The sequence below is a fragment of the Dapis brunnea BLCC-M229 genome, assembly GCF_050015995.1.
Classification (GTDB): domain Bacteria; phylum Cyanobacteriota; class Cyanobacteriia; order Cyanobacteriales; family Microcoleaceae; genus Trichodesmium.
This window is the reverse complement of record NZ_JBNHEP010000122.1, coordinates 1-26,416: the sequence shown is the minus strand read 5'-3', so window position 1 is coordinate 26,416 and position 26,416 is coordinate 1. Positions and strand designations below refer to the sequence as shown.

The 26,416-nt window shown below is 35.2% G+C and carries 18 protein-coding genes; 8 read left to right on the top strand and 10 right to left on the bottom strand.

The window, feature by feature from the left end:
- Window positions 1-39: 39 nt before the first annotated feature.
- Window positions 40-1,794, bottom strand: coding sequence for an energy transducer TonB (locus ACP6PM_RS14650; RefSeq protein WP_426585796.1), 1,755 nt, complete (start codon window positions 1,792-1,794; stop codon window positions 40-42).
- 1,755 nt (window positions 1,795-3,549) lie between these two features.
- Between ACP6PM_RS14650 and ACP6PM_RS14645 the strand changes: the two genes are divergently transcribed.
- The 3 genes from ACP6PM_RS14645 (at window position 3,550) to ACP6PM_RS14635 (ending at window position 5,939) form a co-directional block, all read left to right on the top strand.
- Entirely contained in the window at window positions 3,550-4,002 is a 453-nt protein-coding gene (locus ACP6PM_RS14645; protein WP_426585794.1) for an alpha/beta hydrolase, read from the top strand.
- A gap of 129 nt (window positions 4,003-4,131) precedes the next feature.
- Window positions 4,132-4,440 (top strand): alpha/beta fold hydrolase, encoded by a 309-nt coding sequence (locus ACP6PM_RS14640; RefSeq protein ID WP_426585792.1) that lies wholly within the window; start codon window positions 4,132-4,134, stop codon window positions 4,438-4,440.
- A gap of 164 nt (window positions 4,441-4,604) precedes the next feature.
- Window positions 4,605-5,939 carry a hybrid sensor histidine kinase/response regulator gene (locus ACP6PM_RS14635; RefSeq protein WP_426585790.1) on the top strand — a complete coding sequence of 445 codons (1,335 nt, stop codon included), beginning with the start codon at window positions 4,605-4,607 and terminating at the stop codon, window positions 5,937-5,939.
- A 605-nt stretch (window positions 5,940-6,544) separates the two neighbouring features.
- Here ACP6PM_RS14635 and ACP6PM_RS14630 read toward each other — a convergent pair.
- Together ACP6PM_RS14630 and ACP6PM_RS14625 are read right to left on the bottom strand one after the other, a co-directional pair.
- Window positions 6,545-8,119 (bottom strand): DUF4335 domain-containing protein, encoded by a 1,575-nt coding sequence (locus tag ACP6PM_RS14630; protein WP_426585788.1) that lies wholly within the window; start codon window positions 8,117-8,119, stop codon window positions 6,545-6,547.
- A gap of 829 nt (window positions 8,120-8,948) precedes the next feature.
- Window positions 8,949-9,536: a DUF3038 domain-containing protein gene (locus ACP6PM_RS14625; RefSeq protein WP_426585786.1), complete on the bottom strand. Its 588-nt coding sequence runs from the start codon at window positions 9,534-9,536 to the stop codon at window positions 8,949-8,951.
- 1,203 nt (window positions 9,537-10,739) lie between these two features.
- Between ACP6PM_RS14625 and ACP6PM_RS14620 the strand changes: the two genes are divergently transcribed.
- The gene (locus tag ACP6PM_RS14620) at window positions 10,740-10,856 is read left to right on the top strand and encodes an ATP-binding protein (protein WP_426585784.1); all 117 of its coding nucleotides are present in this window, start codon (window positions 10,740-10,742) and stop codon (window positions 10,854-10,856) included.
- A 343-nt stretch (window positions 10,857-11,199) separates the two neighbouring features.
- Here the strand turns inward: ACP6PM_RS14620 and ACP6PM_RS14615 are convergent, their stop codons facing one another.
- Window positions 11,200-13,089, bottom strand: a complete 1,890-nt coding sequence (locus ACP6PM_RS14615; protein WP_426585782.1) for a DUF1565 domain-containing protein — start codon at window positions 13,087-13,089, stop codon at window positions 11,200-11,202.
- A gap of 629 nt (window positions 13,090-13,718) precedes the next feature.
- The gene (locus ACP6PM_RS14610; RefSeq protein WP_426585781.1) at window positions 13,719-15,152 is read right to left on the bottom strand and encodes an ankyrin repeat domain-containing protein; all 1,434 of its coding nucleotides are present in this window, start codon (window positions 15,150-15,152) and stop codon (window positions 13,719-13,721) included.
- An 854-nt stretch (window positions 15,153-16,006) separates the two neighbouring features.
- Here ACP6PM_RS14610 and ACP6PM_RS14605 point away from each other — a divergent pair.
- The 4 genes from ACP6PM_RS14605 (at window position 16,007) to ACP6PM_RS14590 (ending at window position 21,168) form a co-directional block, all read left to right on the top strand.
- Window positions 16,007-17,089, top strand: coding sequence for a thiamine phosphate synthase (locus ACP6PM_RS14605; RefSeq protein WP_426585779.1), 1,083 nt, complete (start codon window positions 16,007-16,009; stop codon window positions 17,087-17,089).
- Between the two features lie 194 nt (window positions 17,090-17,283).
- Window positions 17,284-17,502, top strand: a complete 219-nt coding sequence (gene thiS / locus ACP6PM_RS14600) for a sulfur carrier protein ThiS (protein ID WP_426585777.1) — start codon at window positions 17,284-17,286, stop codon at window positions 17,500-17,502.
- An 844-nt stretch (window positions 17,503-18,346) separates the two neighbouring features.
- Window positions 18,347-19,300, top strand: a complete 954-nt coding sequence (locus ACP6PM_RS14595) for a DUF1517 domain-containing protein (RefSeq protein WP_426585775.1) — start codon at window positions 18,347-18,349, stop codon at window positions 19,298-19,300.
- 1,031 nt (window positions 19,301-20,331) lie between these two features.
- Window positions 20,332-21,168: a CYTH domain-containing protein gene (locus tag ACP6PM_RS14590; protein ID WP_426585773.1), complete on the top strand. Its 837-nt coding sequence runs from the start codon at window positions 20,332-20,334 to the stop codon at window positions 21,166-21,168.
- Window positions 21,169-21,481: 313 nt separating this feature from the next.
- Here the strand turns inward: ACP6PM_RS14590 and ACP6PM_RS14585 are convergent, their stop codons facing one another.
- The 5 genes from ACP6PM_RS14585 to ACP6PM_RS14565 all read right to left on the bottom strand — a co-directional run bounded on the left by ACP6PM_RS14585 (window position 21,482) and on the right by ACP6PM_RS14565 (window position 26,383).
- A complete protein-coding gene (locus ACP6PM_RS14585; RefSeq protein WP_426585771.1) occupies window positions 21,482-21,949 on the bottom strand; it encodes a hypothetical protein in 468 nt (155 codons plus the stop codon).
- Window positions 21,950-21,952: 3 nt separating this feature from the next.
- On the bottom strand, window positions 21,953-22,312 hold the full coding sequence (locus ACP6PM_RS14580; protein ID WP_426585769.1) for a hypothetical protein: 360 nt from the start codon (window positions 22,310-22,312) through the stop codon (window positions 21,953-21,955).
- A 216-nt stretch (window positions 22,313-22,528) separates the two neighbouring features.
- Complete coding sequence (locus ACP6PM_RS14575; RefSeq protein ID WP_426585767.1) at window positions 22,529-22,774, bottom strand: hypothetical protein; 246 nt, start codon at window positions 22,772-22,774, stop codon at window positions 22,529-22,531.
- 735 nt (window positions 22,775-23,509) lie between these two features.
- On the bottom strand, window positions 23,510-25,837 hold the full coding sequence (locus tag ACP6PM_RS14570; protein WP_426585765.1) for a heavy metal translocating P-type ATPase: 2,328 nt from the start codon (window positions 25,835-25,837) through the stop codon (window positions 23,510-23,512).
- 306 nt (window positions 25,838-26,143) lie between these two features.
- Window positions 26,144-26,383, bottom strand: a complete 240-nt coding sequence (locus ACP6PM_RS14565) for a hypothetical protein (RefSeq protein WP_426585763.1) — start codon at window positions 26,381-26,383, stop codon at window positions 26,144-26,146.
- Window positions 26,384-26,416: the final 33 nt, after the last annotated feature.

The following is a 26,416-nucleotide window of genomic DNA, read 5'->3' as shown; positions in this document are numbered from 1 at the left end:
AATATTCACCCCCTTTCACTACTCCCTACTCCCTACTCCCTACTCCCTACTCCCTACTCCCTGCTCCCTACTACAATTAGAACTATCAAAATTAAATTCATACTGATACAGTTTAGAGTCATCGCTACTAGAAAATGATTGCTTTCTTACTGCATCTAAAGCAGTTTCGTCTAACATTGGAGAGCCACTTTCTAGTAACAACTTTGGTCCTTTACTAATAGTACCATCTGGAGTAACTAACACTCCCACCGTAGCTTTACCTTCCAACTTTTGCTCACAAGCAGCTTCTGGATAAACATTAGAAATAGCTTTGGGTTGAGTCAAACTGTCTTCACCTACTTCTAATTCTATTGCCCACTGCATATAAGCACCAACAGCACCTAAAGCTATTTCTCTTGACTGGGACTCCTCAATAACTGCAGCATTTGTTTGCTTTTGTTGCTGTAGTTTTTGTAATAGTGAACCCTTAAATTCTGCTTGCGATTGTACTGATGGGGAAGGTTTAGGAGTAGGAGCAATAGAAGGTGTTACTTTGACCTCTGGTGTTGGTGGTTTTGTTTCTTCCAAAGTAGCAGCAGCTAAATTTTCTTTAGGTTTTGGAGATGGTTTAGGAGTAGGGATAATTTCAGTAACCTTTTGTTGCTGTGGTTGTTCAAATTTTTCTAATAATGAACCTTTAAATTCTTTTATTTTTTCTGGAGTTGGAGATGGTTTAGGAGCAGCAGCAACAGATGGTGTTTCTGGTTGAGATTTTTTGGTTTCGGTTGGTGAGGGGGTGGCAACAACTATCTTTTGTTGTTGTTTTGCTTCCTCTGCTATATTTTGAATAGTCTTGCCTTCTCGTAATTCTCTTACTATCGGTGCTTCTGACAATCGATTTTTTTTTGTCGGGTCTGGAGGTAAAGGTTTTTTAGGAGTTGCTGTTGCTACAGATGTTTTTTGTGGTTGAGTATTGCTGTTATTTTCTGTGGGAGTAATAGCAGTTTTATTTTCCACTTTATCTTGGTAACGTTGTGGAGGCAATTTTAAATTTGCTGAGTATGATTTTCTAGAGTTTTCAGCTACAGAAGTTTCATCTGTAGGATCTATCTCTAGAGTTGAACGACGAGATAAACCTGATTCATAGACTTTATCTGTCAAGTTTAAATTTTTCCTAATTTGATATTCATCTATTTGACTTTGGTTTGGATTTTGTGGTGGTTCAATTTGAAATATGTCTGCAGGTGGACGATTTGTATTGGGTAGTGGGAGTGGAGATATTGATGTTCTTGGTAATGGCGATCTACCTGGTATTGATGGATAATTGTAGGAAAATTCTGTTGGATTGAGATTTCTGGGCAACCTGGAAACAGAAGGAGTGGAAAAAGAAGAGTTAGAAGAGGATGAACTGGTAGAATCTAGGGGTGGTAATTTTGGTAAGTTGTAGTCTGAGGGGTCTACTGGTATTGTTGGTAATTCTGAAGATGGGGATTGGGGTAAAGATGGTACTTCACCTGGAGTTGTTGGTGTAATAGGGGAAAAGTCTGATGGTGCTGGTATTGTAGAGAATGTAATATCTGGTTCTTCTGGTTGGGGGAGACGTTCGAGTTGTTCTGGTGTTAATTCGACTAATCCTACTGTTGGTGGTAATTTAGCTTTCTCGGAGAATAGGGATAGTTTTGGTAAGTTAATTCCTAAAATGGCATGGATAATCACAGAGGTAAAGAGTGCTATCCATATTGGTTGACGGAGGGTGTCTGTTAAAGATGATTGTTCAATGGGTCGATCTAGGTCTAGGGAGGAAAAGTCAGACATATTAGGAAACTCCTATAAGGTATAAAGGTAAAATTTTAGTTGATAATTTAACAACAAAGATATTTAGTCAGATTCACGATTTTTTGTCGAGCATTTTAGGAAAAATAGAGTATAGCGCTACGCGCAAGTCAAAAGTTAAAAGTAATCTCACCAGAGATTTTTCGGTGTCCAAATGCTCCGAAAACTTGATTTACCAATGTCCGCGCCTTAAATGCGTAGTGCTATAGTACCATTTTTGATTATTTGTGAAAGCAGATAGTTGAGATTCTTCATTTCCTAGTACCACCTTTTGAACTTTCTAATCATCAATAAAATTGGTGTAGTTTGAGGTAGGGGGAATAAGGTTTCCATCAATGAATTATTTTGGTTGTTAGTGCTACCTTTTTTTTACCACATATTACATATTTTTGGCAAAAGTAATTTTTGCAGTTCAAATCAGATATTTTTAGAATAAAAGCAAAATCGTAAGCATTCAGGTATTATATAGAATCTGGTTGAAAAGTCGTCCGCAGCGACTAAAGGGAAGCAATCTTGTGCAACCCCTGAGATTATTTCCTTCCACTCTGTTCGAGTCGCAATAACTAAAATAACTAATCATCCGGATTTGATATTAGCGGTCAGCTTTTCCTGGGTGATACTGTACCAAAAGCTTTTTAATTAATAGGAAAAATCAGCTAATGTGCTTTGATAATAATTTTTAATCATTGCTTGAGTTTGCCATATTTATTCATTTTTAATAGTCAATAATTTCATATATAAGAATCTCATGTATTACGGCTGAATACTTATGCAGAACTAGCTTATACTTTTACTTATTTATTAATATTTTTGCCGAATTTAATATATATACATGAGCCAATAAAAATTAAATAATAACAGTTAAATCATAACAATTAATAATTTTCTTTTATTTTTAAAAGTAGGAATAACCAAACCTAAAAACTTAATTTTTTTTATACTAAAAAGGAGAAAAATTAAACCTTGATAATTAATTATTTGGCAACTTTAGATATCCCTAATAAATGTAAATTTTAATTCACAAAACAAGCTGTTGACGGAGCATGAACTAGGAAATGCTGACTGCTAATACCAAATTGATAAATGTTTGCTAAAAATGGTTATACTATTTATTAGAATTCAGGAGACAGGAGTCATAATAAATAGGTTTGATATCATTTTTTATGTCGTAATTTCTCTTTTTCGTCAAATAGACATTTCCGATAAAATATTTTAATACTGCTTATTATTCGTAACATTCTTTTTTCATGGTAAGGATTCAGCTATTAGCTGTCAGCTCGAGCGCAATAAAACCACACCTTAGTACCAAGCGTGAAAAAAGAATACTATAAATTTATCTTGATTAGGGATGCTTAAAAAGAGCTGCTCTAATTCATTTTAGACAACTATATCTAGCATGATCATTTTTACCTTTTTTTCAACATTTCCTCCTTTTCTTACTTCTTTCTTTAGCTGATAGCTGACGGCTGAATGCTTACTTTTCATGAATGGTATATATAGCTGATTACTTACAAATAAAGTATCTACCAATGTTTCCCCAGACCGGCACACTTTCTCAATTGGACGAAAGCATTTATTGGTTGAGTTTTCTTGATTATTACTTCCAATTTATGAAGATGAGTCCCACCAACAGAAGCAGTCAAGCTATTAAGGTATGAATGAATAATAAATTATTTTGAGCAAATATGATATATTTATGTATGAATATATCTAATAAATATCTCTCTTATTTAACCAATGACAGAATTCTATACTTGGAAAGGATATCGTTGTGCCTATGAATTATATCCGCAAAAACAAGGTGATACTACCAGCATACCTTTATTACTAATACACCCAATTGGCGTCGGTTTATCTAAATTTTTCTGGCATAGATTTTGTTATCTATGGCAGGAGGAAAATTGCCAAAATCTTATTTATAATCCAGATTTATTAGGGTGTGGTGAAAGTGATATGCCATCTGTGGCATATTACCCTGTAGATTGGGCTGAACAATTACAATATTTTTTAGAGACAATTGTGCAAAAACCAGTAATTTTAATTGTGCAAGGTGCTTTATTTCCTGTGGCTGTATCTCTAGTAAAACTGCAACAAAAATCAAATTTAATTCATGGTTTAATCTTATCAGGACCTCCTCAACTAGACTTAATACAAAAAGCTGCTTCACCTGTACAAAACAAATTGAGATGAAATCTTTTTTACTCACCAATTGGTAAAGCTTTTTATATCTATGCACGCAGTAGAAAATTTTTAGATTCTTTCTCAAAAAAACAATTATTTGCCGAGCCTAATCAAGTTGATGAAGAATGGTTAGATACTTTGGAAAAAGGAGCAAAAAATCCCCAAAGTCAATATGCTGTTTTTTCTTTTTTAGCAGGCTTTTGGAGACAAGATTTTAGTCAGGCGATCGCTCAAATCAATCAACCAACTTTAGTATTAGTAGGAAGTCAAGCATCAACTATTAGTAAAACAGACAAAACTGAAATTCCAGAACAAAGAATGAACACTTATTTAAAATATTTGCCTCAAGCAAAAGGTAATCAAATATCAGGGCGAAATGTTTTACCTTATGAGTCAACAGGAGAATTTGTTAAAGCTGTCAGTGAATTTTTACTAACAATTAATTAAAGTTTTAAAACCCTAGACCTCTTGCAAAAGTTTTAATTAAATCAATTTCATATCTTGAAATTGTTGATTTCATTCCCTATTCCCTATTCCCTATTCCCTATTCCCTGACTTCTGCAAGAAGTATCCTATAAATATCGGAAAATTAGAATTAGGTATAAAGTCAAATGAGTATAGTTGAGAATAATAGTAAAACTGTAGCAGTAAACAGCACTATTTTAATTGTGGATGATAATCCAATCAATATGAAATTAGCAGTTAGTGTTTTAGAGAGCTATAATTTTAAGATTTTAGTATCTATGAATGGTAAGAGTTGTTTAAAACAAGCAATAGACAATAGTCCAGATATTATTTTGCTCGATGTTTTAATGCCTGGAATTGATGGTTTTGAAACCTGTAAGCGCTTAAAAGCTAATCCAGAAACTAGAGATATTCCTGTAATTTTTATGACCGCTTTATCAGATACAGAGGATAAGATTACCGGTTTTGAACTGGGAGCAGTGGATTACGTTACTAAACCAATCAAAATAAATGAGGTTTTAGCAAGAGTAAAAGTACATATACAACTGCGACAATTAACCAAAACATTAAAGAAACAAAATTTACTACTCCAAGAAGAAATTAAACAAAGAATAATAGCAGAAGCAAAGCTTAAAGAAGCATTACAAGAGTTACAAGTAGCCCAAAAGGAGATTATTGCTCAAGAAAAACTTGCCTACTTAGGTACTTTAACTTCAGGTATTGCTCATGAACTTTGTAATCCTCTCAATTTTGTCCAGAATTTTGCTCAACTTTCGTCAGAGTTACTAGATGAATTTATGGAGGATTTAACTTTAGAAACCAATAAAATTGAATCTGAAAAATTTGAGAATTTTACAGAAATTTTCAATGAGCTAAAACATAATGCAGATGGAATTTATCAACATAGTAAAAGAGCTGAACGGATTATTAGAATGATGGTAAAACACACACGACTTGATAGTAGTAAGTTACAATTTAGCAATTTGAATAATATTTTAACGGAATCATTGCAATTTGCTGGTCATAGTCTCTGGGAAAAACAGGATTTTCCGATAAAAATTCATACTAATTACGATGAGTCAATTGGTGAAATTTTTGTGTCATCTTCCGATCTAATTCAGGCTTTTATCAATATGTTTGATAATTCCTATTACGCTCTCAAAACTAAGTTAGAACAGGAATCCAGTAATCAAGATTTTGCTCCTATTTTATCTGTACAAACCTGCAACTTAGGAGAAAAAGTAGAAATTCGGATCTATGACAATGGAACAGGAATAAATTCAAAAATTAAAGATAAAATTTTCGATCCATTTCTAACGACTAAACCACCTGGAGAAGGAATAGGTTTGGGTTTATCTCTCACTTATGAAATTCTTGTTGGACAACATCATGGCAGTATTCAAGTGAAAAGCAAACTAGAAGAATATAGTGAATTTATCATTGAAATTCCTGCCAGAAAAAATATAAGTGAAGAGAATTAAATAATTGTCTATTGCGCTTGACTATCTCTATTCTTACTGAGATCGGATTGGCGATACTCCTGAGGCAACCCTCCGCGAATGCTTTAGCAAATTTTGGCCCACTATAACCTGGATTATCCCAAACTAATTCCAACTCCCGTATCTGATATTAGCTCAGGATAATTACAGCATATTCATATCAGTTATACGAATGCTATACTTAGGTGACAGTTCAATTATTAAGTAATTAATACCATTTTCATAAAATATTGCTACAGTGACAGAACAGGTAAAAGGAAATACGGAGCGCCGGAACCAGGAAAGATAAATAGACAAAAAATGGAGGAAAAAAATTTAATTTTGACAATGAATGCAAGCCATCAAGTATTAAACTGTAGGAATAAATTACAAATTAGAATGTAACAGCCTTTTTTGAATTTTGTATAACACTTGCTCTTTAACCTTTTTGATAATTATTAGCCACCTAATGTGTTAATTGTTCTTATGTTTACTTCTCGCTCTCGGACGTTGCATGCAACGTTCCTAATGCTCAAGAAAGTGTAGAAAAGTTTTTGAGAAATGGTATTGGTACACCTGTAGCGGGCAATATCCCCGCACTACAAATACTAATTCAAAGACTCTAAAAAAGTCTTTACTTCACCATCTCGACTCAAAACCAATCGAATTTTAGCAGTCTTTCCACCCTCAATATTAGACACAAAAGCTTGTTCTTCTAGAGGCATATTTGTATTACCATAAAACTCAACCGATGCTCGACTAATAGGAGTTACCTTTTTCACCGAACCATCACCATTTAATAACAAACTATATTGCAAATCTTTATCTAAATCTGATGGCGGTTCCCAACTTTTCTCGAAATATTCTCTCACCTCTGCGACTTGGGGAATTTTATCAAATAATGTATATTTAGACTTCTTTTTTTCATTACTAGGTTCAACAGTAGTTGGGATATCGCGCACGGCAACCGGATCTAAATCCTGCAACGGCGGTAAATCAATTGCTCTCGGAACATTTATCGGAATACGACTCACATCGAAATAAGGTTCTACCCTTCTCCTATTAATATTTGGTAACGGAGCTTGATTTGGAGCAGGTTGAGTTTGCAGACTTGGAGGCGGTTGCGCAGGAGATATGGGTTGTACTGGCACTCCATAATTAGGTATTGCTGCTGGAGGAATTGGCGGAGGTGTCAGTGGTGGTGCTGTGGGAATAGCGAATGTAGTAGTAGTTCCCTGGTTTTGGGGAGTGCGAGAAAAATCAGGTGGTGGTAAATTATTAGGAGCAGGTGGTGCTGGAGGATTTGGTGTAGGAAACAAAGGAGATGGTGTGGGAATGGGAGAAGGTTTGATTATAGTTGTTGTTGGTAAATTTGTTGGTGGTGTGGGTAATGGCGATGCAGGTACTGTTGGCGTTGGTAATGGAATAGGGGTTGGAGATGTCTGGGGAGGAATTGATTGATTATTATTGCTTATCGAATCTGATGTAGCAATTTCTTCATCTTGCTGTTGTCGACTTATTACATAGCGGTTATAGAGTTTAATTGCGCCAGCAGTCAAACCAGCAGTAATTATAATTAGTATGGCAGTACGCAACCATTCGGGAATAGGTTTAACTTCACCATCAGACTGAAACTGAGGTAATGTCTGTAAATCATTTTGAGATTCATCTAGGGCGATCGCTAAGTCAAATAGTTGTAGCATACTCAGGGAAATAAGTTTTCCTGATTCTTTATTTGCCAAAGACCCCAAAAATAAATCATGGGTTAATAAGTCCCGTGGTTGTACATAGATATTTTGATTCTTGATCGGGGGTTGGGAATAAGGATTTACAATTTTAGCATCAGCAGTTTCGATAGTATATTCTGCGCTAGTTTCTTCCTGAATTTTTGTATAAGATTGTATGTTACTAGCGTTTTCTACTCCTGTATTTTCCATCTCTAAGGGTAAATTCGGAGATTCATTCAGAAATTCTTGCACATAAGTAGTAACAACTTTGTGGAGAGTATCCAGTTCACGGCGATTGCCCTTGACTGTAATATGCTCTGCTTCGGATACCCTGGGGTCGTCAAAACTGAGACTAAAGCGTTGTTGTCTTGGTATACCAAACCATCTTAACAATGCTAAACCTCTAGCTGTCACTTTTAATGTACAAGTTGGGGGAGTGTAAGTTCGTGAAAACATTTGAATTAAATATCAATCTAAAATCATACCATCTACAGCTTTTAGTTATTACTACCTAAGTAAGAATTTTCTTCATTCTAAAACAATCAAGTTATACAAATTCTAGGAGTTAATACCGTTTCACGGAAGTCAAAAGTCAAAAGTTAAAAGTTAAAAGTTAAAAGTAAGATTTTATAGGCTCAAAACTTTGACGCGCTCAGTAATTTCAGAAAATTATTTCACATTGAAATTTTGAAACTATTTATGACATTTATAAAGTGAATTGGTGTAAGTAAGTAAGTAAGTAAGAGAGTGGTCGGAGTTGCCATCTAACTTCGGGAGTCGGGATAGAGGAATTTATAGCATTTATTTTTGCCAATGGGTGTTTGATGTTGTCAAGAGAAATAGCTCGTATTTCATAATATATACTCCCGCACTTGTAGGATTCTTTTATTCAATTAGTATTAAATTATAGAGAACTAAGAATTAAGGAGTTTGACCAATAAATAAGGTGTTAAGCCTCCCCTTGGCTGCGCCGCGAGCTGTCGCTCTACAAGGGGATAAAAAAGAAAATTTCGGATTTCAAACATCCAGCTTGAGCCGGAGGTACTGTTTTGCTATGGGACATGTTTACGGAGCATTCCGTAAGGAAAAAGGGAATATCCGACCTAGGAGGCTTTTCATGTGCGTAGCAAACTAATAACTGAAATGACCTCTATTGCTATCACTAACTAATTCTTCTTACCTCTATAATTTTTTACTTCTATCAATTGATTTTATGTTTTTTTTCTTGCCACAATTTAGATTAATTATGATTTGTTAATGATGGGTTGATAGTATTGTTTTTTTATTAAGATTTGAGGCTTGAAAAAAGACGATTGCATCCTTGAGGAGCGCTATAAAATAACAAATCAACTAATAGCTTTAAAGCTAGTGTTTCTGGGTTATCTGGTGTCGTATTTTCACGATTCCAGTAATAATCTTGATACGCTTTTTTAAAGTTACAAAGATATTCTCTTAATAAAGTAACTGATTGAAGTTTACTATTTTGAGCGCCCATTTGCTCCATTAACGCCACTGCACGACGAATCAATGCTTGGTTTTGTTTTGCCAAGTGACAGATAACTAATATAAAACTCTGAGCTTCTTCTACTTTCAGAGGTTGATTTTGGGATACTATCTGTTTTTCTCCCTTCTCTTCTCCTACTGCTAGAGCAAGTTCATCAGCAATTTTGGGGGGTATATTTAATTTACTTGCTACTCGAACTATGGACTCAGAATTAATACCTATTAAAACCTTGAGGGCTAATAGTGTCATGTCCAATTTTGTTCTAATCTTGTCTAATGGAACTGTTTTGGCCAGTGGAGGCTGGATATAATCTTGTCTCTGAGGAAGTACGAAAACTCTGGCATTACTGGGAGTTGCAGATATTACCATATTGTATACCTCTTAAAATTTAAAACTGAGCACGTCCATTGTAGTCTTAGTGAAGCAAATTGTGTCTACTGTGGAAAAAAATTTTTTGTCTGGATATTTTCTTCAATATTTATTTTTTCAAAAAACAATAAAAATAAACAACATTCTCCTGATGGAGAAACTGGGCGAAGGGTTGGAAGTTATTTGAAGTAAGTATTTGCTACAAATCTACAAATCCCAGAGCTGGTGTTTCCTATTTCCGAATTCTGGTATTCCCTGTTCCCCAGTTCCGGTGTTTCTTGTTTCTATATCCAGCATTTCTTGTTTCCATATCTGGTATTCCTTGTTCCCAGATTCGGTATTTCATGTTCTCATATCCGGTGTTCTCTGTTTAGCTTTCTCTACAAACAAAGCGTGTGTAATATTCTTTGATAAAATTGGTATAACATGGCTTTTAGCAAATACTGACAAGAGATAAAACTACAAAAATATTTAGCAAAAACTGAACGATATACTCAACATAAATCTCGATATCGATTTATAGCTTTTCATGATTTACGCACATCATTAACAGCAATTTAGTTAAATCTATCTTGGTAGATTTTAGGAATCAAAAAATCAAAGGCAGATAAACCGGATTTATTCTAGTATTAAAAATATGAATAAGTTATTAGAATAAATATTGATTTTGAGTAGAGTAGAGTCAGGTAAATTAAAATTTAAGCCGACATCAATGGACGTAATTATTTTGTGTAATCAACTCATTTAAAATATGCAAATAAATGCACCCGGAAAACATAAATTGACTTTTATCAGCCAAGGTAAACTAGAGGATTTATATCTAGATGAAAAGTTGCTATAGCAATCCTATTTAGGTTGTAATATTTTTGTGGCAGTTAGGAGTCAGGAGTCAGGAGTCAGGTAGGGGAGCCGTCGGATTGGCGACGTACAGAATTTTCAAGATTTTCAGCTCAAATTAACTACTATAAAACTTGTTACGAGCAATTTAGGATTGCTATACATCATATTCTCAATAATTTATTATCTCATGCTATTAAATATTCTCCAAACGGCAATAATATAACTCTAGAAGTATTTGGAGCATTATAATAAATTACTTTCCGCATTTCCCATCGAGGAATTGGGATACCAGGAGCAGATCGAGACCAACTATTTAAACAGTTTGAATGAGCATCAAATGTAGGCGTTATTAATGGAACAGGATTGGGTTTATCTATAGTTAAAAAAGCAGTTGATTTACATGGTGGGTATATTAGCATTGATAGTAGAGAAGGAGTTGGTACAAATGTTAAAGTAATATTGCCATGTACAAAAATCTAAATAAATATATCAATAAAATAAACAAGATGGCGTTGGTGAATAAAAGTATGATTTTACAGGAGTTAGGAGGCGTAGAGTTAGAAAGGAGCTTTTTCCGCGCCAGGAACGAGGGGAAATAAGTCTGAAAATCAAATTATAAATTTAGGAATTTCATACCTTACTTCAGCAACACCAGCAAGAGAAGTAAAAGTTACTTCACTTTCATTTTTCGTACTTTTTTCCTAAAAATCTCTTCTCTGTTACCTGTTACCTGTTGCCTGTTGCTTACTATGCGCAAAAAGTCTATATCTTTTTCACGCCTATGTCTAATGAATAATGAACTACCGATTAAATTTTCTGAGTCTTATTGTACGGGTATAATTTCAGCATTCAAACCATTATTCTGCAAAGTTCTTAATAGTTGATCTGCTTCAAGACGACTCCGAAAAGCTCCTGCTTGCATTACAGAATTACCATTAATATTAGTAGAAAAAGCATCTGGTACAAGCGATCGCAACTTATACTGCTGAGAAAGATTATTTACATCTACAACTACCCGATAACGTAGACCCAAAGCTGCTGCACGACTTCGAGAATTAGATCTTAAAGATAGTCTAGACCAAGGATTAGGATTTTGATTTCTGGCAATACCGGGTGGTACATAACCTCCACGACCAAGGGGAATATTTGCTGTCGGAACAGGTAATAAACCAGGAGAAGCAACTGGTCTGTTACCTCCAAACCTTGGGGTAGTGCTTCTAGGGGGTAAATTTCGCAACCTTTCTAAAGTTCTTCCCCCTGACTCTGGTGGGGATACTGGTATTTCAATTGCTTGTGTATTCTGATAGTTAGGATTAGTTTGTAGTAGTCTTTGTAAATTTCCCTGACCACTAGGTTGTTTGTAGGAATTTCCCCTAGATCCTCTAGATCCTCTCCGGGTTTCTGGAGGTGGTACAGGGATCAGAATCATTTCTGTGGTTGAATTTTGTGGTCTTGGTCGGGAAATAATACTACTAGATATGCTCCGCTCCCCTGGTTTTTCTGTTGAGGGTGAAAAATTTGATTCTTTTGCCTTTACCTGAGTGTCTTCCTGAATAGATGCAGTTTCCATAACTACTTCCTCCTGTTCAGACTCCCTTTTTGCCTGACTTACAGTTGGTGTAGTTGGAATATTCTTCAGAGGAGCAACTCTTGGGGGAGGAGGAATTTTTCCTGCAATGTCAATATTGCCATAATTATGATCGCCCTCTAAAGAATTCCCATAAGCAGGAATAGTTTTACCTTTGACTACAGAATAAATATCATACCTACCATTATTACGAATAGTATTACGTCCAGGTTCTTGAGAGTTACCCAAATCTGGTAGGGATCGGGCGATCGCTGCTACTCCATTTTCTCTATTACTCTCTATATAATTACCGCGCAAAATTGGCCGTGCATTTCCTTGAATGATAATCCCATTTTCATTTTCAATTAGACGATTTCCTATTATTTGTGGAGCAGCATCATCAGAAATTTTAATTCCCACACCTGTATTTTGAAACAAATTATCTCTAATTTCTGGCTGAGAATTATCAGAAATTGTTATGCCACTTCCGCCATTGTTATAGAAACTATTTTCCTGAATAATTCCTATATTACTACCCACCATAGAAATTCCATTTAGACGATTACCAGTAAAAGTATTTTTACTAATAAGACAGCCACTAGATTCTATCCATAAACCATAACCTTGAAGATTGGGATTTGTGATTGTTACACCATTTAAAGTTGAGTTATTAGCAGCTACGATTGTAATATTTTTTTGTTTTACAGTCGGACTATTAAAATTACCGCCACCTTGAATTAAAACATTTTTACCATTGTTGAAAGAGTTACCTTTAATAGTAATTTTTGGCTGTAAAATCAAAGGAAAAACTTCACCGGTTTGTCTGCTATAAGTTCCCGGCGCAAGTAAAATTGTTGTGTTAGGTTGAGCGATTTTCAGAGCATAAGTAATAGTTTTCAAAGGAGCAGTTTTAGTACCATCTCCAAAGTCTTTACCAATGGAGGAACTAACATAAAGCAAATTCATCTGATAATTAGCTTGAGTCTCTGGAGATTGGGCCACTTGTTGTGCAAATGGTACTGCCAGACTTGTAGAAGTAAATAACCCCAGTAATGCTGTAGCTAAAAGAGGTGATAAACAGTAGGTTTTCCGAAGTAAATTTGTTTGATTATTTTTCTGCGAAAAAAGGATAAATATTTGGTTCACGGCTTTCCTCCTAGGAAACAGTGACATACAATTTAGTTATTATATTTTGTCAAGTATCTTTTAGGGACTTCCAAATAAAAAATTATCCCATTAGCTATGAAAATAAGGGAGTAGGGAGTAGGAAGTAGGGAAGAAATTGAAAAAGTAAGGGAATAGGGAGTAACCAATAACGATAGAGTACAAAAATTGGGATAATTTATTTTCTGCTATTCCCTTATTATGGGGTGTTTTGAACAAAGATTCAAATTTTTGTAAAGATAATTTGATTCTTTAAAGATAATGGGTAATATTATATCCGCTTGACCAGTTTATAGATAATTCGAGAATACTCAGGAGGGGGGAGATCGAAAGTATAGTAAACGTTGTACATATAAAAATCAAAAGGAAAAGGAGGAAAAACTTTTTGATCGTGTAAACCGAACGGAGTTACAGCCCTAATTAAACGACCACGATCTAAGTCTTAATGTATCTAGCAAAACTTATTTTTAGAGATATAAATGGAACTTTGCAATTACCCGAAATTATTTAGTCTTCCCACCCATTTTGTTCTTAATAAATGCAAAGGACATAGATGATTTTTGAGTTTTGCATCAGTGACTTTTGCCTTGGGCGTAGCATTATACCCAAAATTATTTTCTATCTCCACGCATTTGACTTTTAAGAAACTCTACTATTGCCTGATTGTCGATACTATTTAGGGGAGTTTCACCATAATTATTTTTGACATTCACATTTGCTCCATGAGAAATTAACAAAGCAGCTACTTTCTGGTTATTTACTTTATGTAAGGGAGTTTCACCATAATTATTTTTGATATTCACATTTGCTCCATTAGCGATTAAAATTGCAGCCACATCTTGATTATCTCTAGCATAATGTAAAGGTGTTTCACCATAATTATCTCTAGCATTAACATCTGCTCCATCCCCAATTAAAACTACAGTTAATTTAGTCAACTTAGCATAATGTAATGGGGTACTACCATCAGCATCCTTAGCATTTACTATTGTTGCCTTTAAATCAGCACCTTGAGTAAATAGCAGTTTTGCCACAGATTTAGATGTAGTAAAAATAGGAGTAAATCCCCATTTATTTTTAGCGTTAATATCAGCTCCATTAGCAATTAATAATTGAGCAATTTTTGGATTTTCTGTTTGATGTAGGCAAGTATTGCCTTCTTGATTTTTAGCGTTAATATCAGCTCCATTAGCAATTAATAATTGGGTTATTTCCCGATCATCTTTGCCATAATGTAGAGGTGTATTTCCATCTTCATCTTGAATATTTACATTCGCACCATTAGCAATTAGTAGGTCAATTAAATTTTTGTTTCCCAGTGCTACAGCTTCATGTAATAAACTATATTTACCAGAATTAACACTAACATCTGAATCACCAAACTTTGCTCCACGACTAATCATTAATTTTGCCATCTCTTGACTTCGCACATAATCCAAAGGAGTCTGATTATTATTATCTTTAGCATTAATATTTGCTCCTCGATAAATTAATAATTCTGCTGCTGATTGACTATCGTTGGTCACTAGATAATGTAGAGGAGTTTTACCTTTTTTATCTTGAGCATTTATATCCGCTCCATGAGTAATTAATATTTCAGCTACTCCTCGCCGACGAGCATTATGTAGAGGAGTAATACCTTGATTATTTTTAGCGTTAACATCTGCTCCTTTATTAACAAGTAAAGCTGTTATTTCCTGGCTTTTACTTGCATAATGTAGTGGAGTATTATCATTGTTATTTTTCACATTAACCTGAGCGCCATTAGCAATTAATATATCTATTACTTCAGACTCATTATCCTGAATAGCATTATGTAATTGTGTATTTCCTTTTGCATCTGCTGTATTAATATCTTGACTAGATGCCAAAAATATTTCTCTTACCTGATAAATCAGTAAATTATCAGTTAAATAATTGAGTGTAGCGCCAACAAAAAAGACAGCAATACTTATTCCTAATAATACTTTTTTCCGTTTAAATTTCATTAATTGATTTTTCTTGTCATAGATTGATTTTTTGACCTGAATGGATTTTTTAATCATCGAAATTATCAAAAAATAAATAGTATACTAGATTTTTTTGAGGTAGTCATCCTGAACCAAAGCATGAAAAAAAAATGTTACAAATAGCGTAAGCATTTCCTACGAAATGCTACGCAAACAGCCGTCAGCTATTAGCCAGTCTCCTGCGGAAGAACTACATTAACAGCTATTGAATTTAGAGAGAATTAAAAGTTACCGCCAATCATAGGCTCCCTTAACTCTGAGAAGTATTAATTTCAACCTCCCTTTAAAGGGAGATATCTAATTGGTGATAGCTGACTGCTAATAGCTGAATGCTTACCAAATAAGACGCTCGGATAGCGGGAAACTTAATTTCCTATCCTAGAACATAAAGATTTACTTACTACCTAAAATTTATTTGTAGAAAACATTTATTAAATAGGTACTAATCAAAATTTTATTACTACTGAAGCGCGATAGTATAAACAATTAATCTAACAAAAATTTATAGCTATTATAGTCAGGATTTTCTATTAAAATAGCCTAACTATACTTTAGGTTTTGCCCTGTCGTCATAATACTGACTAAAATATTTCAAAAATTATCTTAACTATTGTTAAAAGATTGTTTGTCAAGGAAATATAAAAAAGGAGATAGCTTATAGGTAACAGCACCTGGTGTAGTTAGTGAACCAATTGCTAAGATTAACTCCGAATTGCTCCTAGTTAACGACTACTATTTAATTTCTATATTGCAGGCAATATTATACTATAAAAAAATCTATATTAGTAGCTTAGTAGCAAAATTTGTCTTAGTCTGCCCCTCAGATATTTGAAAGGGCAAGATTATAGTTATTTTGACAAGGTACGATTAAAATTTATAGGATAATTTTTATGGGCGATAAATATAATTGGGATAAGAATGTGCAGCCTGCCGTTCGTCGAATTTTAGATGCTAACTTAGATAGGGCGCGGGAAGGACTGAGAATTATTGAAGAATGGTGTCGCTTTGGCCTCAATAGTATTAACTTGGCCAATGAGTGTAAAAAATTACGTCAAGAGATTGGGAGTTGGCATGGCACAGAACTGAGAATGTCCCGCAATACCCCCGGCGACCCTGGTACAGAATTGACTCATCCACAGGAAGAACACCGCTCAGATGTTCAACAACTACTGCAAGTTAACTTCTGTCGTTTAGAAGAAGCACTCAGAGTTCTAGAAGAATATGGAAAAATCTATAATTCCCAGATGGCTTCTGCTTGTAAACAAATACGTTACCGAGTTTATACTATCGAAAGTGGGCTTCTCGCTTATCAAAGAAATCAACAACTGCAAAACTCTTACTTGTATCTCGTCACCTCACCTCAAGAAAGATTAACCGATATAGTAGAAGCTGCTCTTCAGGGAGGATTAACTCTTGTCCAATACCGAAATAAAACAGCAGATGACATCACAAAATTGACAGAAGCACAAAAACTTTGTCAAATTTGTCGTCGCTACGGCGCTCTATTTATTGTTAATGACCGAGTAGACTTAGCGATCGCCACTGATGCAGATGGAGTTCATCTGGGACAAGATGATATACCTATTAATCTTGCCAGACAATTACTTGGCCCTCAGAAGCTCGTAGGTCGTTCTACTACAAACCGAGAAGAGATGAAGCGGGCAATTCAGGAGGAAGCAGATTATATTGGAGTAGGACCAGTATATGAAACTCCTACTAAATCAGATAAACCAGCAGCAGGTTTAGAATATGTTAATTATGCTGTGAATAATTGCCCCATTCCTTGGTTTGCTATTGGTGGAATTGATATGCAAAACTGTGATGAAGTTCTATCTTCTGGTGCGGAACGTGTATCTGTAGTTAGGGCAATTATGCAAGCAGAGCAACCAACTTTGGTAACTCAATATTTTCTGTCTCAACTAAATCGTTATCAAACTCTACGTTCTAATAATATATTACCAGAAAAAGTCTAGGCTACAAAAGAGGGAGTAGGGAGTAGGGGGGGTGTGGGGAGTGTGGGATGAATTTTTTTTTAGATAAAGAGTAAGCATAAAGATGGGTTTACCTTGTCTGCAAAGATTCATCTTTTGATTCAGCAACGTTGGAAGAAAGAGTTGATGTATCTAGTTGGATAATTGGTTTTATTTTTTATTATTCGAGATGTCTAATGTCAAATCAAATTACACTTAAAGTTAACGGAGAAACTCGTACTTGTTTACCCAAGACACTCCTACCAAATTTCTTAGAAGAGTTGGGATTAAATCCCCGTTTGGTAGCTGTAGAATATAATGGGGAGATTCTACATAGACAATTTTGGGACAAAACGGAAATGCAGCCAGGGGATAAGTTGGAAATAGTTACTATTGTTGGAGGCGGTATTGAATGAAGTTAGAAGTCAGAAGTCAGAAGTTGAGTGGGGGGTTTGGTCTGCCAACTCTTACTAACAGCAAATAGCAAATAGATTTGCCAGTCCTATATATTTGGGAAATTTGGCATAAACTTGAGATACATTACCAAAACTATAGCGCTATAGATAGGCAAAGATTAACTCATCATACAACGGAGAGGCTCTCTAGGATAATCTAGATTTTTAGCAGGTGCTATCTTAAATTAATACACCAGGTTAGTAGGGGTTTGGTCTCCAAACCCTGACTCTAAACCCTTACAGCAAATAGATTTTTAAGTCCTATATAAAGCAGATTGCAAGTAAATGAGGTACAGTCCTTAATTTCATAAATTCCCACCATTTTAAAAACTGTTATACTACCCTATTTTTGCTGTACCTCATAAACCTGAAATACGCTGTATTTGGGAAATTTGGCATAAATTTAGATACATTATCAAAACTATAGCGCTATAGATAGGCAAAGATTAACCCATCATACAACGGAGAGGCTCTCTAGGATAATCTAGATTTTTAGCAGTTGCTATCTTAATTAAGACATCAGGTTAGTAGGGGTTTGGTCTCCAAACCCTGACTCCAAACCCTTACAGCAAATAGAGGTAGTCCTGTATATCTTGGAAATTTGGCATAAACTTGAGATACATTACCAAAACTATAGCGCTATAGATAGGCAAAAATTAAGCCATAATACAACATTCAAATTTTAAAATTTGATGTTCTAGTAGACAAGTAGGGATATCCCAATCCTTAAACAACAAGATTTAACTGCACAGTCTAGATACAAAGCGGTAAATTGAAGATGTATAGCAATAATTAATGATTACTTATGATTAAAAAACTGTTTTCCAACATTAAAGGCATTCTCAAATCATTTTTTGTCATTGGGTTAGTTCTAACCTTAGTTTTCAGTCAAGCTGATGCAGCAATGGCCGCTCGTAGCGGGGGTCGCATGGGCGGTGGGTCATTTAGAATGCCTAGTCGTACCTATACTTCACCTACTCGCACTCCCGGAGGTGGTTACTATCGAGGGGGTGGTTTTGGTTTTCCCTTCTTGATACCTTTCTTTGGTTTCGGTGGGTTTGGTAGTCTATTTACAATTTTGATTTTTATCGCGATCGCTAATTTCTTAGTTAGTAGTTTCCGCAGAGCAACTGAAAGAGATGAGTTTGAGAACTATAGTGATAACCCGACTGTTTCTGTTGCTCGTGTACAAGTTGGTTTATTGGCAGAAGCTAGAAGTTTACAAATAGACCTCGATAGAATAGCTGAAAATGCTGATACTGGTTCTGCTGCTGGTAGAGTACAAGTTCTTCAAGAGACAACATTATCTTTATTACGTCATCCTGAATATTGGAGTTATGGTGCTGCCCAAAGTGAACAAGCAAGGTTAGACTCCGCAGAGGCAAAATTTAATCAGTATGCTCTGACTGAACGTAGTAAGTTTTCTGAGGAAACTCTTTCTAACTACAATAATCAATTAATCTCTAAAGATGCTCAAACTTCTTTGCCAGTTAGTGAGACTAATGGCGAACTGGTGACTCAGAAACCAGAAGCTCCAGGAGAATATATTGTAGTTACTCTTATTGTTGGTACTCAAGGTAAGCTAATATTACCAGCTATTAATAGTACAGAAGATTTAAGGCGTGCTTTGAGTCAAATGGGTGCTATTTCTAGCGAGCAGTTATTAGCTGTTGAAGTTTTGTGGACTCCTCAAGCAAGTGGGGATACTTTGACTTCTGATGATATGATTGCTGAGTATCCAGATGTTAAATTGATTTAGTTTATTTGTTTGACTCAATTTGCGATATTCTCCATCCTTATTTCTCCAAGGGTGGAGAATATTTTTTTTTGATGTTTGATATAGCAGGGAACAGGGAATAGGGAACAGGGAACAGTTGGAAAAACATTTTCTAGTCTAAGGTTCATCATCAGTAATTGTCCTAAACAATTCTTTCTTAGCTATATAATTTTGTCATTTTATTTTTCAGGTAACTGTAGGGGTTTGGTGACCAAACCCCTGCGAATAAATTTCTGGTAGTCATGCATAGTAATGGTATACAAGGAACAAGGAATGTCTGGCACGGGAGCAAGATGCTCCCACTGTTCTGGTAACAAAAATAATGACAATGCACGACTATTACAATGCACCACCACCAAATTTCTATTTTGTTAACCAAATTATTCTGATTTCTAGAAAATATAAATGAAAAAATAATAAATAAAAATATTTTTTTAAGTTTTTTTCTGAAATTGCCACATATTAATATGTAAGTTTATAATAGCTAAGAAATAGCTTCTCACTCAAATAGTATGGTCTTATTGGCCAAAAGTTAAAATTTTTCAGGGGCAATGTTTGATATAAGCAATACTACTCAATAGATAGTTACTATTGATGGAATTTCACCGAAAGTATGGAGTTTAAATCTTGAAAAATAACGTTCCTATTTTTTAGGAAAAATTTGAGCAAGGGTATAGTATTATATTGATTTTGTACCGATTTTAAAAGATAAATCTTTTTGGTTTTAGCTCGGCATTTTTGTTGGATTATTTCTGGAAATAAATTGGTATAAATAATAGGGATAAATACAATTGCTGTTAACATCATTATTTCAGCTATTAACTCTTAGTTATCAAAAATGGGGTTTAAAATCTCGCCTTTTAAGGTGAAAAAAAATTCTGACTTTTGATTTCTGACTTCTAACTTCATTAACCCAGGGCTGCATCTGCTAAAAAACAACCTGAAACTTAAAACTTGAATCAATAAGTTTCAGGTTGTCGTAACTCGTACACAGATGCAATAAAAAATTAGTGATGAAGAACTGCAACCAAGCAATTAATTCCAGAGAATATAAACTTATTCTCAACGTTAATCAATTTTATGACCGTGACCATACGATACAAAGATTTGGTAATTTAGTTGAGTTATTAACACAACAGTTTTCGGGAAAATTTATTAGCAGAGAAATAGAAGAAAAATCTAGGCAAACTTATTACCTAGATACGCCAAATTTTGATTTGCGCCATTATGGTTTTATCCTGAGAATTAGGCAAGAAAAAAAATATGACCAACCAGAATATCAAGTAACTCTCAAACATCGTGAACCAGACCGTTATTTGTCAGCTTCGCAGGATTTATCGGCAACTAAACCGGGTAAAACTAAGTTTGAGGAAGATATAATTCCACCATTTCAAAGTAAGTTTTCTCAGTCAATATCTGTGACGAAAAATAAGCAACCGAACTTTGAAAATATCAAACAGGTGGCGAAATTATTTCCTGGATTAAAATCTCTTGATATTCCTGATGAAACTCCGATTGAGGTAGTCAATAATTTTCAAGTTTATGAGGTAGTAAGAAAACTTGGAAATTTACAATTTGGAGATAAACATATTGTCAAAACAGATTTAAGTTTCTGGTATTTAAACCAGACAGAAAATTTGCCAGTAATTGCAGAATTTTCCCTTAAATATCGTATCCCGAAAAGACTCTTAGAATCTCCCAAAAAATTAGAACAATTTCCCATGCCAATGATTCAAGGAACAAATCGTTTATTCAAAGCATTGCAGCAACAATGGGAATGGATAAATTTTCATCCTATGACTAAAACTGCTTATGTTTATGGAGAAAAAAAATCTCTGTTAGCTGCTTAAATTAGATGATTAATATAGAGTTAGTAGGGTGCTGTTAGTGATAACGTAACGCACCTAAATCTAAATTATTAAAAACGGTGCGTTACTACTAGACCGACACAACTAAAATGGTGCAATAAGCGTAGGTTGGGTTGACGTAGGAAACCCAACAACAATAAGGCTTTGTTGGGTTTCGTTACCTCAACCCAACCTAAATTTTTAGGTGTGTCACGCCACTACTGCTGCTCAATAAAATGTAGAAAAGTTTTTGATAAATGGTATAATAGGGTTTGGAGAGAATATTTTTCTCCCTATTTAAAGTAGAGAATTTTTATTAATATTTTTCCCAAGTTTTACCTTTTAATTTTTCAGCTAAATCTGCAGCATCATTCACATTCAAATTACTAATATCAAAGTATTGTTTACTGCTTTGCATACCCCCAGGAGTAGTCTTGCGAAAATTAGTCGGATGTAAATCAGCTAATAAAAATACTCTTGCTGGATACCATGAATCATCAATATAACTACGACGAATTATAGCAGTTTTAACTAATTCTTCATCCAATTTATCAACGTTTTTCCACTTAATAGAATATTCATCTTCTGATTCAAGATCGACAACTGCTTCAATCTTAGCAACCCGGTCTACTTGTTTATTTCGATATACTCCAAAATAAAGACTACGACGATGATTATACTGACCACCTTTTGCTGTACAAACATATAGATTATGCTTGATAACATCATCATAAGTTCCAGCACAATTCACAACATCTAGACGATATTTCCAAGAAGGTAACAAATTTTATTCATTAAAATACTCTTCTAAATAATTAATCGCATCGGCTAAATTTTTGGGTAAATTTGTCAGTTTTATGGACTCTAGAAAATCTTCAAAGCTAATGGGTAAAAATAATATTTTATCAGCTTCAGCAATCTTTTTGACATTCAAAAAAGCCTGGTCGTTAGGTTCATCTTGTTCATAATTAGCAAGAGCAATGAGAACTTTTGCTCCTTGCTTTTGTTTGAGGTTTTCTAGATGACGTAATAATTGTCCCTCATCAAAATTATTTCCCCTTTTAGTTTCAATAAAAATAGAGAAAGGTTCTTGAGTAATTTCTCCATCAGGAATGCTTTGTTTTCTTCTTACTTGTTGAGTAAGCATTCAGCAGTCAGCTATCAGCTATCAGCCATTAATTCATTATTTTGTTAGGAATTAGTCTTCAAGGAGAATTAAAAGTCCGACACGAAAAAGGTCATCAGCTAAGGAATGAGAATTAAATAAGATCCACAATTTTTGGCTAGGAGTATTCCACTTAAATGCTTCTGTCAAAAAAATCTGGAAGTTAATAAATCCTCATTCCTAATCTTATTAGTTGCTTTATTCTTTACGAAAATACCAAAAGCTGAAAGCTGAAAGCTGAATGCTAATAGCTGAATGCTTACCTTGTTGAGTAAATTTAACTCCAACTTTTCCAGATAAGCTTTCACCAAGTAGTTTACTCAAAACTTCCGATAAAAATTTGGTATTTTCTTCATAAAGCATTTTGAGAATCAGCATACAATGGTTTGTAGTCTGATTTTCTCTTTGAGAATAGGAGGGAAAAAGGCGAATATTTCGACTCATTTTTAATCAATATTTTGAGCTATGTTGCTATATAGTATTTTTCTATAATTAGTAATAAATAGAAGATTCTTGTAGAGACGTTCCATAAAACATCCCTACTAACGGGACTTAAACAAAATAAACTCAAAAAACAGGGTCAAATATAGACGGGCAAAAGCTTTGACGTCAAAAAGGTATAAATCCTTAATTACCAACGGTTCTAGCCATTTTTAGGGCATCAACGTAATTCCCTTGTCTAGAGAGACTTTGAGGCATTTTTCCGACCATAAAATGTTTAAGTAGCACTAAACCGTTTCATTTAAAATATACATCTCCGATGATTAAAAATCAAATCAATTATCGTCCATAAATCATTAATTCTTTCCCCCTACTCCCTACTCCCTACTCCCTACTCCCTCTTTTCCGGAGAGATCTAATAGTCAGGACTTACTTCTGAGTCTTAAACACTATCTATAACGTTATAGTTTTTGAACGCTATATAACGCTATATATAGTGTCTCTGCGTAAATCCTGATAGTGAATTATATCATTGGGGGGCGGGTTTATCTGATTAAATGTGAAAACTCCAGAACTTACGCAAAGGTACTATATATAGAGTAAAAAAACTATAACGTTATAGTTTTGAACACTATATATATCGTTTCTGCGTAAATCCTAGACTCATTAATTTAACGCGGAATCCGACCCTACTATTGCAACATTTTAGGTGTGTCACGCTCGTACTGTGGTCTACTTTCAACGAAATGTGCTACGCAATAACAAAGAGTTAGTCACAACACTCACCGAACTAAACGCCATCAAAGCACCCGCAGCACTCGGACTAAGAATAATTCCTAAACTCGGCAGTAATACCCCCGCAGCTACAGGAATACCAACAATATTATAAGCAAACGCCCAAAACAGATTTTGACGAATTTTGTTGAAAGTGGTGCGACTCAGTTTAATAGACTCCACCACATCCATTAACTTATCCTGCATCAATACAATATCCGCAGTTTCCACCGCCACATCTGTACCTGCTTGCATCCCAATACCCACATCTGCTTGAGCTAAAGCAGGAGCATCATTAATACCATCTCCTACCATTCCCACTTTCTCACCTTTTGACTGTAAAGTAGCGATCGCCTGAGCTTTACCTTCTGGTGGTACTTCTGACAAAACATCGTCCGCAGTTAAACCTAACTGTTGCGCAATAGTTTTGGCAACAGAAGAGCGATCGCCTGTCAATAACATTACTCTTAAACCCATATTTTGCAGAAGTTTAACTGTTGCTTGAGCATCATCCCGCAATGCATCACTAACTCCTATAACTCCAAGTAACACTCCATCCACACTTACATAAACTGTTGTTTTGTCTATTAAAGTGGGAATATTCTCTTGCTCGACAATAACTTGATGTTTATTCAACCATTCCCAGTTACCAACTAAAGCTGCCTTACCATCTACAACAGCAGATATTCCTAAACCTGGTTCAGTATAAAAATCTGTTGCTGGCAATAACGCCACATTCTCTTGCTCTGCTTTTTGTAAAATTGCCTCTGCTAAAGGATGACTCGCGCCACTTTCTACAGTAGCAGCAACCTGCAACAACCATTCTGGGTTATCCCCAATAATATCGGTGACGGTCGGATGACCAGTAGTCAATGTTCCAGTTTTGTCAAAGACAATAGTATCTAACTCATGCACCTTTTCCAATACATCCCCACCTTTAATTAACAAACCCCTTTGCGCTCCTACACCCGAACCAACTAATATGGCAGTAGGTGTTGCCAAACCTAACGCACAAGGACAAGCAATAACCAAAACAGCGATCGCTAATTTCAAGCTCAAAAGTAGGGGAGAAGTAGAATGAGTCATCATCATCCCGTCGTGACTGGATGTCTGCAAAACGTGAGACCAAATATTAGTGCCGACAAAATACCAGAATAAGAATGTCAGAGAAGCAATAGTCATTACCCCATAAGTAAAATACCCTGCCACCGTATCTGCTAAATTTTGAATAGGTGCTTTTCTAGTTTGAGCAGTTTCGACTAATTTAACAATTTGAGCTAATGTAGTTTCCGAACCCGTGCGAGTTGCCTGGATAACTATAGCACTAGACTTATTAATAGTTCCCGCCGCCACATTAGCACCAAATTCTTTAACTACAGGTATCGACTCCCCAGTAAGCATCGACTCATCCACAGTAGTTTTACCATTACATATTTCCCCATCCACAGGAAATTTTTCCCCAGGCAATACTTGTAAATATTCTCCCACTTTTACCCGTGAGGCAGGAATTTCTAAAGACTCGGCAGAATTATTGTCGCCGTTAGGAGGAGGAACTAAACGTGCAGTTGCTGGTTGGAGTGCAATTAATGAATGTAGGGTAGATGCTGCTCGATATCTTGCTTGTTGCTCCAGGGTTTTACCTAAGAGAATGAAACCAAGGATCATTACAGGTTCGTCAAAAAAGCATTCCCATCCCAACTGTGGAAATAACAAAGCGACAATACTAGCAGTATAAGCAGTGACAGCTCCTAAACCAACTAAAGTATTCATATTGGGAGCGTTGCGTAACATACTCCGAGCGCCGTCGATAATTATTTCTCGCCCTGGTAATAATAGAGCTAGAGTAGCTAATGCTGCATGAAACCAAATATTTCCCAGAATGGGAATTTCTACACCAAGGAAGTGACCTAAATGTCCGATACCTGAGAAAATTAGTAGTAAAGAAGCGATCGCTATTCGCCATATTTGTTGTTTTATTTCTTGGCGATGACGTTCGGTTTGTTTTTTGGAGGCGTCTGTTTCGGAGGTATCGAGACGTGGTTGAGTGGGGAAACCATTATCTGTAAGTTTTTGGGCGAGGGTATTTGGGTCTATCTGGTTTGTTTCGCATTCAACTGTTGCGACTTCGGTTGCCAGGTTGACGCGAGCGGAGATAACACCTGTTTGTTGGGTTAGTTGACGCTCCACTGCTTTGACACATCCAGCACATTTCATCCCACTGACATCAAGGGTGATAGTTTCTGGTGGGGAATGATTAATTGTTGTTGTTTCTGGTTTGGGTGCAACTTGCATCAAATTTTCTCCAATGATTTGTTAAACTTTCTGTTTTAATTTTTAATATAGAAAAAAAATAGCGATTGTTAAATAAGTAAACCTATTTTTTTAAGATTTTATTTAGTTACCAAGATAAATATTTGCTACAAAATTGATTAAAAAGTTTACTTTCTTATCTAGACCAAAATAGAGATTAGCAATCAGTAATCAGTTTGAAAATTGTATAGGGGAGTTTAACCCCCGAATTTTAGCTGAATACTGAATGCTAGTAAAAAAATGGTTTGTTGATAGCTACCTTAGCAATAGCTATAGTTTTGTTAGAACCTATCCTGCTTCTATAGTGGATAACTTGTGTTTGTGATACCCATTTTTAGAAAGACAAGTGGGTTCAGTTGCTCCTATTGATGGATTGAGCTGAATATTTGGTTCGAGATTAACATTTAATATTTCTCTCGTAGGTTGAACGGATTGAATTTTCACTATCGGAGTAATTGTTACGGGAACCTTCAAGTTAATAGGAAACTCGAATTCACAGCCACAATCATGGGAATTATATGTAGACATAATTTGTCATCCTTTTGTGTTTTGTTTATCAGT